General features: G+C 56.5%; 14 protein-coding genes and 1 pseudogene. 11 read left to right on the top strand and 4 right to left on the bottom strand.

Annotation, left to right across the window (positions count from 1 at the left end):
* Both H6A20_RS11545 and H6A20_RS11540 read left to right on the top strand, forming a co-directional pair.
* Positions 1–299, top strand: a pseudogene (locus tag H6A20_RS11545) (transposase); the annotation flags it as partial.
* Between the two features lie 46 nt (positions 300–345).
* The gene (locus tag H6A20_RS11540) at positions 346–867 is read left to right on the top strand and encodes a VanZ family protein (RefSeq protein WP_204907275.1); all 522 of its coding nucleotides are present in this window, start codon (positions 346–348) and stop codon (positions 865–867) included.
* 15 nt (positions 868–882) lie between these two features.
* Here the strand turns inward: H6A20_RS11540 and H6A20_RS11535 are convergent, their stop codons facing one another.
* Together H6A20_RS11535 and H6A20_RS11530 are read right to left on the bottom strand one after the other, a co-directional pair.
* On the bottom strand, positions 883–1584 hold the full coding sequence (locus H6A20_RS11535) for a pentapeptide repeat-containing protein (RefSeq protein ID WP_204907274.1): 702 nt from the start codon (positions 1582–1584) through the stop codon (positions 883–885).
* A complete protein-coding gene (locus tag H6A20_RS11530; protein ID WP_204907273.1) occupies positions 1581–2222 on the bottom strand; it encodes a DUF1847 domain-containing protein in 642 nt (213 codons plus the stop codon). Before H6A20_RS11530 ends, H6A20_RS11535 begins: the two co-directional genes overlap by 4 nt.
* A gap of 481 nt (positions 2223–2703) precedes the next feature.
* Here H6A20_RS11530 and H6A20_RS11525 point away from each other — a divergent pair, with 481 nt between their 5' ends.
* From H6A20_RS11525 to H6A20_RS11490, 8 genes are all read left to right on the top strand, one after another.
* A complete protein-coding gene (locus H6A20_RS11525; protein WP_204907272.1) occupies positions 2704–4434 on the top strand; it encodes a hypothetical protein in 1731 nt (576 codons plus the stop codon).
* Positions 4435–4449: 15 nt separating this feature from the next.
* The gene (locus H6A20_RS11520) at positions 4450–4953 is read left to right on the top strand and encodes a zinc ribbon domain-containing protein (RefSeq protein ID WP_204907271.1); all 504 of its coding nucleotides are present in this window, start codon (positions 4450–4452) and stop codon (positions 4951–4953) included.
* Positions 4950–5408, top strand: coding sequence for a hypothetical protein (locus tag H6A20_RS11515; protein ID WP_204907270.1), 459 nt, complete (start codon positions 4950–4952; stop codon positions 5406–5408). The genes H6A20_RS11520 and H6A20_RS11515 overlap by 4 nt, the downstream gene beginning before the upstream one ends.
* Positions 5409–5413: 5 nt before the next feature.
* Positions 5414–6988 carry an AAA family ATPase gene (locus H6A20_RS11510; protein WP_204907269.1) on the top strand — a complete coding sequence of 525 codons (1575 nt, stop codon included), beginning with the start codon at positions 5414–5416 and terminating at the stop codon, positions 6986–6988.
* Between the two features lie 31 nt (positions 6989–7019).
* On the top strand, positions 7020–7814 hold the full coding sequence (locus H6A20_RS11505) for a hypothetical protein (RefSeq protein ID WP_204907268.1): 795 nt from the start codon (positions 7020–7022) through the stop codon (positions 7812–7814).
* A gap of 24 nt (positions 7815–7838) precedes the next feature.
* The gene (locus H6A20_RS11500; protein WP_204907267.1) at positions 7839–8339 is read left to right on the top strand and encodes a hypothetical protein; all 501 of its coding nucleotides are present in this window, start codon (positions 7839–7841) and stop codon (positions 8337–8339) included.
* A 30-nt stretch (positions 8340–8369) separates the two neighbouring features.
* Complete coding sequence (locus H6A20_RS11495; protein WP_204907266.1) at positions 8370–9278, top strand: zinc-ribbon domain-containing protein; 909 nt, start codon at positions 8370–8372, stop codon at positions 9276–9278.
* A gap of 197 nt (positions 9279–9475) precedes the next feature.
* Positions 9476–10906: an alanine/glycine:cation symporter family protein gene (locus tag H6A20_RS11490; RefSeq protein ID WP_204907265.1), complete on the top strand. Its 1431-nt coding sequence runs from the start codon at positions 9476–9478 to the stop codon at positions 10904–10906.
* A 66-nt stretch (positions 10907–10972) separates the two neighbouring features.
* Here H6A20_RS11490 and H6A20_RS11485 read toward each other — a convergent pair whose 3' ends face one another.
* The gene (locus H6A20_RS11485; RefSeq protein ID WP_204907264.1) at positions 10973–11443 is read right to left on the bottom strand and encodes a GNAT family N-acetyltransferase; all 471 of its coding nucleotides are present in this window, start codon (positions 11441–11443) and stop codon (positions 10973–10975) included.
* A gap of 337 nt (positions 11444–11780) precedes the next feature.
* Here H6A20_RS11485 and H6A20_RS11480 point away from each other — a divergent pair, with 337 nt between their 5' ends.
* Positions 11781–12293 carry a hypothetical protein gene (locus tag H6A20_RS11480; RefSeq protein ID WP_204907263.1) on the top strand — a complete coding sequence of 171 codons (513 nt, stop codon included), beginning with the start codon at positions 11781–11783 and terminating at the stop codon, positions 12291–12293.
* Between the two features lie 78 nt (positions 12294–12371).
* On the opposite strand, the gene H6A20_RS11475 is transcribed toward H6A20_RS11480, so the two are convergent.
* A complete protein-coding gene (locus H6A20_RS11475; protein ID WP_204907262.1) occupies positions 12372–12626 on the bottom strand; it encodes a hypothetical protein in 255 nt (84 codons plus the stop codon).
* Positions 12627–12766: the final 140 nt, after the last annotated feature.

Raw genomic sequence — 12766 nt, 5'->3', positions numbered from 1 at the left:
GTGCGATCCGGGAATGCATCGGGGAGGGGATCCTGGCGGAGTTTCTGGAGAAGAACCGTGCGGAGGCGAGGAAGATGAGTATCTACGAATATGATCAGGAGAGACATATGAGGCAGGAGCGGGAGCAGTCCTATGAGAAGGGGCTTGCGGATGGTCATGCCCAGGGTTTCACAGATGGCCAGACGGAGGGCAAGCGCAGTATGGCGGTCAATCTGGCCCGGTCCGGGATGTCGGCGGAGGAGATCGCCCGGATAGCAGAGACGGACGTCGGGCTTATCCGGGAGTGGATCCGGGAATAAATGTTTTCTCTTTTGGATCAAGTGCAGGGCGGAGGTTGGAAAGAGGATGCGAAGTGCAAAAAATATACTTGTACTGGGGGTGGTCTTATGGATGGGGCTGATCTTCTGGTTCTCCGCCCAGCCGGCGGATGACTCTGCGCGGATGAGCCTGTCTGTGGGGCATGTTGCGGGACTTATCTTTATCCCGGATTATGAGTCGTGGCCGTCCTGGCGTCAGGACGTCTTTGAGGAGGGCATCGACTACAAAGTCAGGAAGACGGCGCATTTTACCGAGTATGCGGTTCTGGGCGCTCTTCTGGCGGCTATGTTCAGATCGCGTACGGGAGAGCGGCGTGAAGATCCAGGCCCGGATGGCGGCCGCCAGGGGCCGGGAGGCAGGGCGTTCTTCATGGCCCTTGGAACGGGCGCTTTCTACGCGGCGACGGATGAGGTCCACCAGCTTTTTGTGCCGGGGCGGAGCTGCCAGGTTACGGATGTACTGCTGGATAGCTGCGGGGTGGCCGCAGGCGCGGCGGTTCTTTATCTGGCTGTGAAGATCGCGGGTCGCAAGGCTGATGAAGTACTTTGAGAGGGCGGAGGCATGTCAGTATGCCTTCGCCTCTTCTCTTGTCAGCCAGAAGTGGATGCCCGTGGTGGAGTCCATCCACCGGTCCTCGTTGAAGTCCGGCACCTCCACCCACTGTCCCTTGCGGTAGACGAAGTTGTCGTCCACCAGGGACCAGGCCTCGTCGAACTCCTCCGTATAGTCGAAACTCTTGATGGAGAGCACCTTGGCCCTGCTGCAGCGGCAGGAATTCATGGTGGCGGAGGTGCGTTTGGCGTCCGCCGGGATGAGGAGCTGCACGAGCCGGTTGTTGAAGCATTTCTTGTACCCGAGGAAAGCGCCCTTCTCCGGGCAGTAGAGCCGGAAGAACTTCGTGTCCGCATCCGAGATAATGCCGGACAGATTGGCGTGCTCCAGTACGGCGCTGAAGAGATTGGCGCCGGAGATGTCGGCCCCGGACAGGTCATCGTAGCGCATGGCCGCGCCCTTTAAGTTCGCCCGGCGGAAATCCGTGCCCCGGAAGGAACAGTCGTCGAAGAGGGCGTTCTCCACCGCGCAGCCGTGCATGTCCGCGCGGTCAAAGCGGACGCGGTGGAAGCTGGACAGGGAGAAGTCCACCTCCGACAGGTCGGCTCCGGACAGGTCCGCGTCCGAGAGCTCGATGTCCCGCATGTCGAAAAGCTGCCCCGCCTGTTTCTCTTTTATCCGTTCCAGAAGTTCGTCCCGGGTGAGCGTGATCATATCGATTCACCTTCTTTTCCAAGCAGCTTCCCGTAGTATGAGTTTGCCGTGTAGAGCGCGGCGACCGGATTGTGGCCCAGCACCCGGTCTTTTGTCACCGCGGTGGTCACCAGGGCGTCCGAGTATTTGTAGAACAGGCTGTCGTGCCCCACGCACAGGCCCACCACTACGTTGAGGTCCGTCTTTGCCTCGTTCAGGACTTTGGCCTGCAGGATGGGGTTGCAGGCGGCTTTGCCGACGGCGCTGCATTTCTCATCGATCCCCAGCTCAGTCTTGGGCACGGCGCCGGCCTTGCAGCAGACGCCGAACACCTCAAAGCCGTGCTCCCGGAAGATGGCGGCCAGGGTGCGGCTCTCGGCAAGGAGGCCCACGCAGGTGGCGATGCCCAGCTTCTTCGCGCCGATCCGGCGGGCGAAATCCATGATCTCCTCCACCCGGGTGTACTGGCAGTAGTGCTCGTATTCCACGCTGGCGGCGGCCAGGGTGGCCCGGTGGTTCTCCTCCTCCTCATAGCAGGTCAGCGCGTCTTTCAGTGTCTGCGGATCCAGGTGGGTGGTCACGCAGAAGTCGGGATAGCGGCCGTCGCCCTTCTGGCAGCTCTTGACGGCGCAGTCGATGCAGGATAACTGTTTTTTCATGTCTGTGTCTCTCCTTCCTTATGATCCCAGTATAGCACATCCGGGGGAAAAGGCATAAACAATTTGCAGATGACATATACTTGTATTGTCTGAAAGCATGTGCTATAATGGCTTCAGGCAAAATGTATTGAATATCATGCAATTGTTTCAGAAAAGCCGGGGAGTGTCGATCCCCGGCTTTTCGCATAGGCTGCAGCTGTCTATTCATTCCTATCCAGCCATTTGCAGATGAGGTGGCAAATCACACCTGCTATGATAGAAATAAAAAATGTATTGAATATCTCTTGCAATTATTTCACCTCCTTCCAGCTGGAAAGAGTCGACAGCTAAGAAGAGTATAACATATGTAAATGAAAACAAAAAGACATAATGCGGAATTTACGTTAATTTTTAGAAAATAGCGCCGTCTTGACAATAAAAGACAGATTTTGTAAAATTAATGCATATTCATGCAAAATTTGCTTTATGAGGAGGGATAATCATGGCAGAAGTAACATCCATTCATCCGGCCGATCTGCGGAAGATCGAGAACAGTCTGGGAGCCATCCACAATGACCTGGAGGTCCTTGACTCAGGCGTGGGGACCGTGAATGATAACGTAAAGGTAGTCTATGACGAAGTAGGCAAACTGGCGAGAGATTTTTATGCGTTTGTATCGGCCCAGGTCCGCGCCAACAGGCTTGGCCAGGCGGAGACGCGCCTTGTAAAGATCAGGCAGGAGCTGGAAAAGAAGTACGGGCACTACGACCTGGTGAGAAGGACAACAACAGGTATCCTGCAGGCAGATGATCTCGGGATCGTCAAAAAGGATACGATCAGCTCGGCGACGGAGGAACTGATGATCTCGACGCCGGGGTACTGGCTTGCGCCCTGCCTTGTGGCGCTCGCAGCCTGGATCAACGACCAGCCGGAGCTGGCGGATAAGGCGCTCCGGGAAGGGATCAAGAGGAACGATGAGAAGACGTCTCTTTTCTTTGCGCTTGTATGCCGGAGGGCGGACCGCAAAGGGTCATGCCTGAAGTGGACCCAGCGGTATCTGGCCAATCAGGACGAGGAGAACCTGGACCGGAAGACGATCATTATCCTGGATGCGTTTGCCAGCGGGCTTCTGGGAGCGGACTCCGAGGGCGTTGTGTCCAGGCAGATGACGCAGTGGCTGGATCACCTGTCGGAGAAGCCGGGCTTTGTAGAGCAGCAGACCGTACAGTGGTCCGAGGCAATTAATCTCAAGAGAAAGCCGCTGGAGGATACGTCCTACACCTATCTGCAAAAGTACAGCAAGACATGGCCTGTACTTGAGGACATTATGGAGGGAGCCAATCTCCATGCGGATATCCTCGGCTATTTTACAGACATCTTTGACCAGGAAGCGTCCACGGACTCGCTGAAAGAGCAGCTGGATGACATTCTGGAGAGCCTTGTCACAGATTTTGATGACGAGGAGCTCCCGCTCCGCAAGGAGGAGAAGTTTGAACAGTTCGTTGTGGACTTTGAGGGGGATGAGGACCGGGCCCGCCAGAATATGACGGTGGAGCAGACTGCCTTTGAGACCCACAAAGATTTCACCCAGCTCCTCACAGATGCGGCCATGAAGCCGGAGTCCTCCCACGCCAGTGCATCCACGCAGAAATTTGCCATCGCGCTGTCCAGGGAATGGATCACCAACGCGTATAACGACGTGACGGCGCAGAACCGGATGAAGATTCCCAACGAGATAGAGATCAATGTAGACACGTTTAATGATAAGACGACAGACGGACAGAATGAGCAGGAACTGCTCGGCAGGTTCCAGGCGCTGGTAGACCGTGAGAAAGAGGCGGCACTTGCCCAGATGGTGCTTTCTACGTTTGATCAGTACTGCCTGTACGGAGGCGGCGTGATCGCTGCCATCGGACTTGGAATGATGGTGGCAGGCAGCATGTTCCTTGGGCTGATCGCCATCATAGCCGGCATCGGACTGATCCTGAATCATTTCTCAAAGAAGAAAAAGATTGAGGCGGGGCGTCAGAATATTGAGACGCAGTTTGAACAGAAGCGCACAAACGGGATGCAGATCATCCGGGCGACGCTGGCGGAAGTCGTTGACTTCCGGGCGGAATTTGCCGCCAAAGACGCGCAGAGCCAGCAGGTGATCGATTTCCTTGAGCAGATCACACCGGAGCAGTATGTGAGAAAGCTCGCGGATTCCAACAGACGTGTAAAGGTACAGTAGAGGGAGGAATGAATGATGGATGCAAAAACGAAAGCGGATTTTATCAATTCCGTGGCGGGAGGAGGAAACATCCCCTGCCCGAACTGCAATGGATTAAACGCGTCGAGCGCGAAATTCTGTAAATTCTGCGGGACAAAGCTGCCGCAGCCCATCCCTGAGCCGCAGCCCATCCCCGAGCCGCAGCCGGTTCCTGAACCGCAGCCGATCCCAGATCCGCAGCCGGTTCCTGAGCCGCAGCCGGTCCCCGAGCCGCAGCCCATCCCTGAACCGCAGCCCATCCCTGAGCCGCAGCCTGCGGTGGGAACGGACATGCCCTTTCAGGAGATAAAGGAGATCCGTCCGGAGAGCCCGGCAGAGGAAAAGAAAGCGGAGATCCCCTTTGCGCCGGCCAGTGCGCCGCAGCAGGAGCCGGTCAGCCCGTTCCACTATGAGGAGCCGGCCAGTGTGTTTGCCCAGGGGCTCCCGGAATGGAGCGTGGAACCGCCGGAGGTTATGGTCAGGAGGAAGAGAAAGAGATGATACAGGTACCACATACATATGCGGAATGGGCCTCTGTTCTGGATATGCTCAAAGAGAAGCAGGATGACGAGGCGGTCCTGGCTGCGATGCAGCAGGGTACGCTGGAATGGCAGTCCGGCGTGGCGGAGCGTTTTTCCAACCGGCTGATCGATGCAGTGAATGCCCGGCTGAACGCGGCATCCGACAAGTTCCGGAAGGACATGAGCAGAACAGGAGGTCAGGAGGGCGCGATCGTCCGCGCGCTGCGGGACCTCCGGAAGGAGATGGCGTTCCTGGCAAAAGCCATCGATGTGCCGGCGCTGCCGGATGAGGACAGGAAGCAATACCGGCAGCTGGTGCTGACGCAGGCGGACAGCATGCAGAAGTCGCTGGAAGATTCTGCGAAGGCGGACCGGAGCGGAAAGATGAGCAGCATTGTGCGAAATCATAAAGTGAACGTGTTTCAGGAAGGATGATTCATATGAGCGATACAGCAGAGGCTAAGAAACTGATCAAACGCTACTCGATCGCCAGGATACCGTTTATCGCGATCAATACGATCGAGAGGGGGAGGACCCTGGATATCCTGAAGGAGATATCGGAAGAACTCTCGCTGCCCTTCTATGTCCATACACTGTCCAAAGGCGTCTATGACATTGCGACGGACAAGGTGCTGGACGAGGATAAATCCGTGTACGGCGCGATCGATTTTATAACGGAGCAGATGAAGCGCAAGCAGTACCTGACGATCGTACTGACGGAAGTGCCGGATCTGAGTACGGATAATGCGGATTCCAAACAGATCCTTGCGCTGGTGAACCTGGCAAATGAGTCCGGCGGCGTTGTGATCGTGCTGACGAACAATCCTGTCTGGAACCAGCTGCAGAGACAGGGGCTTGTCCTTAAGATCGATCTCCCGAACGAGGACGAGATGTATGGGATCATCAAGGAATACATCGATGACTACCGCAATGAGATCCCGATCGAGTGGGATAATTCGGATATCCGGGAAGCGGCGTCCATGCTGGCTGGCGTGACGAGGATCGAGGCGGAGAATGTGATCGCCGCCCTGATCGCCAACAAGTGTGTCCGCAAGGCGGATCTGGATGAGATCCGCTATGCGAAGGACCGGCTTTTCTCAGATATCTCCGGGCTTGAGAAGATAGAAGTAGATGACAATGTGAAAGACGTGGGGGGCCTGGAAGGCCTGCGGAAATGGCTGGACGAGAAGAAGGAACTCCTCACGCCGGAAAAGAGGGACGAGCTGCGCGCCAAGGGGCTGCAGCCGCCCAGGGGCATTCTTCTTGTGGGCGTGCCGGGCTGCGGGAAATCTCTTTCTGCGAAGTCCATCTCCGCCAACTGGAAGCTCCCCCTCTACCGGCTTGACTTTGCCACTGTGCAGGGGAGCTATGTGGGACAGTCGGAGCAGCAGCTGAAAGATGCGCTGACAACAGCGGAGAATGTGGCTCCCTGTATCCTGTGGATCGATGAGATCGAGAAGGGACTGTCCGGAGCCGGAAGTTCCAACGACGGGGGCGTCTCTACAAGAATGGTGGGACAGTTCCTGTTCTGGATGCAGGAGTGCAAGAAGCAGGTGTTTGTTGTGGCGACGGCCAATGACGTCTCCATGCTTCCGTCAGAGCTCCTGCGGCGCGGACGTTTTGACGAACTGTTCTTTGTGGACCTTCCTACGGCGGACGAGAGGCGGGATATCCTGGCGCTGTATATGCGCAAGTACCTCGGCCTGGAATTTACGGGGCCGTTTGCGGACAAGATCGTGGAGATCAGCGACGGCTTTACGGGCGCGGATCTGGAATCCACGGTCCGGGATCTGGCTTACCGTGTGATCGCCAACGAGAATTTTGTTATGAATGCAGAGAATATCATCACCGCATTTGACAATGTGGTCCCGCTCTCCCAGACGAGTCCCGAGAAGATCGAGGCGATCCGGGAGTGGGGCAAGGAGCGTGCGGTTCCCGCCTCGGGCAAGCCCATCGGCGGCGAGGAGCTTTTGCAGAAAAAGAGCGGGCCGCGGACAAGGAAAGTGCTTGTTTAGTGTGCCGGAGCAGGCAATGAGGGAGGACGGAATGTATACATTGATCGTGGTACTTTTTCTTACGGGATGCTGTATGATCGCGGCAGGCCTGCTCGGACAGGCGGCTTCGGCCGGACAGAGGCAATGGGACGCGAGTGTGGCGTCCGCCATGGCGCTGATGGTTGTGTTTGCGCTGCTTCTTCTGGGGTGCTTGTCGGTTTCGGGCCTGACGGAAGCGTTCGGGGCGATCAACAACAGCCTGAAGATCCCGTTTCTGAGCGATCTGGCTGATTACGGGACCATGAGAAACCTGTTCAGCCAGGCGCCGCTGGATGCTGCGGCCGCTTTTCTTGACACGGTGTTTCTTGCGGCGATCATAAATATGCTGCTCCTTCTCTACCCGAACAGTCCGGACGTATCCGGCCTGGCGGTTGTGAAGATCCTGACGGCGGTCGTTGTGGCGGGGCTCGCGCTCGTCATCCTGAATTATGTGGTGAAGCAGTCGGGTGCGTACCAGTTTCTGATCGGGGCGCTCGGGGCGGTGATCGCCCTTGTCTCTGTGGGGACGGTCCCGCTGGCGGCATGGGGGCTGATAAAGAAGAACAGCCTGGCGGCAGCCGGGATCGCTGCGGCGCTGATCGTCTTCTCGGGAAGCCGTCTGGCAGGCTGCCTGCGCTCCGCGCTTTTTCAGGCGGTCGTCTATGTGGGCGGCGTGTATGTGATGGAGGAAAAGCTGGCTCAGGTGTCGGCAGGTGTATCCCGGTTTTCTGTGATCATCACCGCGTTCATGCCCGTGATCATCATGCTGGTCGCCATTGTGATCTTAGTGAAAAGTGTCTTTAAATAAGTTGTGTGACAGGAGGAATGGGAAATGCCAAGACCCATGTTGAGAACACCGGATCAGAAGACCCGGTCGGACAGTATTTTGAGCGCTGTGTCCCACGAGGATCAGCAGCAGAAACAGCAGGCGCAGCAGATGGACAAGATGAAACTGGACCGGCTGCTGCGGCGCCCCCGCTCCAGGGCATATATGGATGCGATCCGCAAGCTGGATGCGGGCGGACATGTGCATAACCAGCGCAAGGTGGATGAGATCCTGGATGCGATCTGCAATGAGTTTCCTGAAGTGGAGATAGCGGGGATCTTTCTCGGCTGCGTGGCTGTTTGCTGTCTGGGAGAGCCTTACGAGGTGCATACGCTGGATTTTGACCATGGCATCATCGAGCACTATAAATCGGGACAGCCCCTGCCCGGCGGCATGGAGAAGGCGCGCGGCATAGCGATGCGCGGCGGCTATGAATTTATCGAAGTGTATGTGGACTGCTGCAGGGCGGTAAGTTCCAACGGGATAGTGTCTGTTATTGCTTGTTGATCATATGTGGAACGAAGGGGGAAAAGAGGAATGAGATGTTCAAATTGCGGAAATGAGATACCGGATGATGCCCTGTTTTGCCCGGAGTGCGGGACGAAGGTAGCCCAGCCTGAGCCGCAGCCGCAGCCAACGCCGGCACCGCAGCCGACACCGGCGCCGCAGCCGCAGCCGACACCGGCGCCGCAGCCGCAGCCTGGTCCGGAGAAGAAGCCGGGCGGAAGCCGGCGGACGGTCCTCATCTTTGCTGTCATATTTGTTGTGGCAGCTGCAGTGGGATTTGGCGTGAGAGTGCTGGGAAGCAGGGATGCAGAAGATCCGGCCCCGGCGGAGGCGGAGACCTACACGGCTGATGCCGCGGAGGAGGATGAAGAAGAGCCGGAAGATGCGGATACGGATGATGCGGACGATGCCGCAGAGACGGAGAAGGAAGACAGGGATCTTTCGGATGAAAAAGAAGAGGAAGAAGTCTATGATGTGACCGAGGGAGGCATCCACCGGTACGGTTACTTTATTGATGACTGTACATGGTCTGCCGCCGGACAGAAGGCGAGGGATATGGGCGGATACCTTGTGAGGATCAACAGCCCGGAGGAGTATAACTATATCCTCGCTGAGATCAGTAACCACGGGTACAGTAATATCCAGTTCCGGATCGGAGGCCGGCGGGATCTGAATGGTTCGGATTATTACTGGGTAGACGAGAACAACCGGCTCTATGGCGAGAAGATCAATGACCCGGGCTACTGGTGCAGTTCAGAGTGGATGAGCGGGGAGCCGAGCCTGTACGACGCTTCCGTAGGCGTGGATGAGGCGTATCTGGACATTTACTATAACCAGCAGCTTGGCCGCTGGGTGTGGAACGATGTGCCGGACGACATCATCAGTGTCGTTCCCTATTTCAGCGGAAAGATAGGATATATCGTGGAGTACGAGGATTAGGTGTCCGGCGGGACCAGAAAGGCCGGATGTCATGACGCAGACCGTGTATATGCCGTTTTCGGCAGGTACAGCGGCTGCGTCTTTTTTTGACGGCTGCCGGTTATGAAAAACAAAAACACTTTTTCGCTTTACAGGGGCAAAATTTCGCTATATACTTGTGGAAATGAGTTTTGGAATGGAAGAGAGGAATACAGCCAATGGAACTGATACATACAATAGGCAATGCGCTTGTCAATCTGATCGAGGCGGTCTACGGCCTGCTCTGGGGGGATATCGTCACCCTGCCCCTCCCGGGCGGCGGGACGCTGGGGCTTTCGATCCTGGTCATCATCCTCGTGCCGGCGGGGGTCTACTTCACGATCCGCACCCGCTTCATGCCGTTTCGGATGCTCCCGGAAATGCTCCGTGTGACGATGGAGAAGCGGACCGGCCCGGATCACCAGGCGCTCTCCGGGGTGCAGGCGCTTGTGGTGTCCACCGCCACCCGCGTGGGCATGGGCAATCTGGTCGGCGTGGTGGCGGCCATCTCCGCAGGGGGCGCAGGCGCCGTGTTCTGGATGTGGTTTATCGCCCTGCTCGGCTCCTCCACTGCCTTTGCGGAGGCGACGCTGGCGCAGCTGTACAAGCAGAAGGATCCCCTCTATGGAGGATACCGGGGCGGCCCGGCCTACTATATCCATGATTTCTTTATCACGAGGCGGGGGAGCAGGAAAAAGAAATCCGTGATCGCGGTCCTTTTCGCCCTGTCCGGCCTTCTGTGCTGGTGCGGCGTCAGCCAGGTGATCGGGAACTCCATCTCCTCCGCGTTTGACAATGCGTTCCACATCCCGCCGCTCTACTCGACGATCGTGCTGGTGGCGCTGGCGGCCGTCATCGTGCTGCGCAAGAACGCAACGGTAAAAGTGCTGGATATCATGGTCCCGGTGATGGCGGGCCTCTATCTGCTGCTTACGGTCTATGTGATCGCCACCAACATCGGACATCTGCCGGCCGTGTTCCAGCGGATCTTCGAGGAGGCGTTCGGCCTGCGCCAGGCGGCGGCCGGCGGGTTCGGCGCGGTTCTCATGAACGGTGTCAAGAGAGGGCTTTTTTCCAATGAGGCCGGCTCTGGCTCCGCGCCCTGCGCGGCAGCGGCCGCCGATATCAGCCACCCGGCCAAGGCAGGTCTTCTGCAGGCGCTGGGCGTGTTCATCGACACGCTGGTGATCTGCAGCTGTACGGCCATGATCATGCTCCTCACCCCGGAGGAACTGACGGCCGGGCTGGAGGGCATGGATCTGCTCCAGACGTCCATGAGCTACCACCTGGGCGAGTTCGGGGTGATCTTTACGGCGGTGATCCTGTGGCTCTTCAGTTTTTCCACATTTATCGGGATCCTGTTTTACTCCAGGTCCAACATCGCCTACCTGTTTGGAGACAGCTGGTCCACCCAGACAGCCTACAAGATCCTGGCCCTTGTCATGCTGTTCATCGGAGGCCTGGCAGCCTACACGTTCGTCTGGGATATGGGCGACGTGGGCGTGGGCCTGATGACGGTCTTTAACATGATCGCCCTCATCCCCATGGCCGGGGAGGCGGTGCGCTCCCTGCGCGAATATGAAGCGATGAAAAAGAGCGGCGGGATATAACCGTACCCGCCTGCTTATTTGCATGCCTGTCTGCTTTCAGCCGCATGTCAGCCGCATGTATGGAAGCTACAGGATGACTTCCATTCCGACTTTCTGCTCTTTTAATCCGCAGGAGCGGTAGAACTGCATGGCGTTTTCGTTGCAGCTCCAGACGTTCAGGGTCACGTTGTAGCAGCCGTGCTTTCTGGCGAAGGCAAGGACTGCTTCGTAGAGCGTCTTTCCGATGTGCGCGCCCCGCATGGTCTCCTCCACGCAGAGATCGTCGATGTACAGGGTCCGGATGTCGGTCAGGATGTTGTTGTCCAGATGCTGCTGGAAGATGCAGAAAGCGTAGCCCTGCAGGACGTCGTTCTCATCAACGGCGGCGAGGATGGGGCGGTTTTTGTCTTTCAGGATCTCACGCAGCTCTTCGTCTGTGTACTTGCTTGTTCCATATTTGAAGAGATCTGGCCGGCCTTTGTGATGGACCATCGCCACCTGGGCGAGGAGGTCGTGGATCCTTCCGATGTCTTTTTCTTCTGCCATACGTACTTTCATGGTGTGTCACTCCTTCTGCTGAAATATCACTGGTAAAAGTGTAGCATATTTTTGCCTGGAATGCGAGCTCTGAAAAGGTTGCATAATGATATTTACTTTTTTGTTATGACAATCTATAATGTAAATGGATGGGTAAGCATGCCATAGAAAAAATGGCAGATAAAAATAAAAAAAGAATGGAAAAGAGAGATTCTCTTCTTCTGACGCGGGAGCAGAGAATCGAGGAAAATCGCAGATTCACTCTTATGAGTGATATCTTTCTTTCGGTGGCATTAGCAGATATTCCTGCATGTCAGCATGTTTTGCGTGTCCTGACCGGGAATCCAGGCTGGATGTATTGGCGGAAGATGACAGGGGAAAACCCTACCGGGACCTTCCGGAACTGTATGTTTTCTATCTTACAGAAGCAGATGTCTGGAACGGGGAGCAGACGGTATACGAAGTAACATCTTTGTTGGGAAATACAAGGATGATCCACAGTGACGGGAAACACGTGTTTTACGTGAATGCGCGAGTGGACGACGGCTCAAAGATCGCAAAGATGATGCAGTATTTCAGGACGGCGGATCCGGAGGACGGCAGTCAGGGCGCGCTGTCAAAACGAGTACATTTTTTGAAGTGTGAAGAAGGAGGAATTGAGATCATGTGCGAATTGTCAGAACGCATTCAAAAGCGCGGCGAAATGATAGGAGAAAGACGTGGGGAAAAGAGGGGAGAACGTCTGGCAAAGCAGATGACTGCACGTAATCTGTCCTGCATGGGAATGGCGGTAGACCAGATTGCTGGTGCGGTAGGTGAGAGGACTGCGGTTGTAGCGAAGTGGCTGGCCGGGGAAGCCGGGAAGAACTGACTGCGTCAGGCAGAAAAACAAAGAGAGGGCGGTGTGTTCCTGCCGGCAGGATTTGCCGGGAATGCACCGCCCTCCTGTCTATTTCAGCACCCGGCGGTTCAGAGCGTACACGGCGATCACTGCCGGCACAGTGAGAAGGAGGACCGGATAGAAGAGGCGGATGTCCAGGCTTCCGTACAGGACGCCGCCCGCCATGCCCATGAGGGCGGCGCCCGCGCCCAGCTCTTCACAGAAGCCGGTGATGAGGGGCGTCACCATCATGGGGCTTGCGAAGTAGAAAAAGCCTGCGGCCAGCAACAGTACCGTGTTTCGGGACAAAATAGATTGCTTCATGTGTGATTCCTCCAGTCTTTTATCAGACTACTCCCGCAAAAGCCGGTTTGTCAACGGTGTGCGCAGGTATCTGTTGAATATCCGTTGAAATACCGGCCGGAAGGGGGTACAATGTAAGGCAGAAAAAAGAGACGGGGAAA

The sequence above is a fragment of the Mordavella massiliensis genome (genome assembly GCF_016901695.1).
GTDB lineage: Bacteria > Bacillota > Clostridia > Lachnospirales > Lachnospiraceae > Claveliimonas > Claveliimonas massiliensis_A.
Note: the sequence above shows the minus strand (reverse complement) of the source record. Positions and strands in the feature narration are given on the sequence as shown.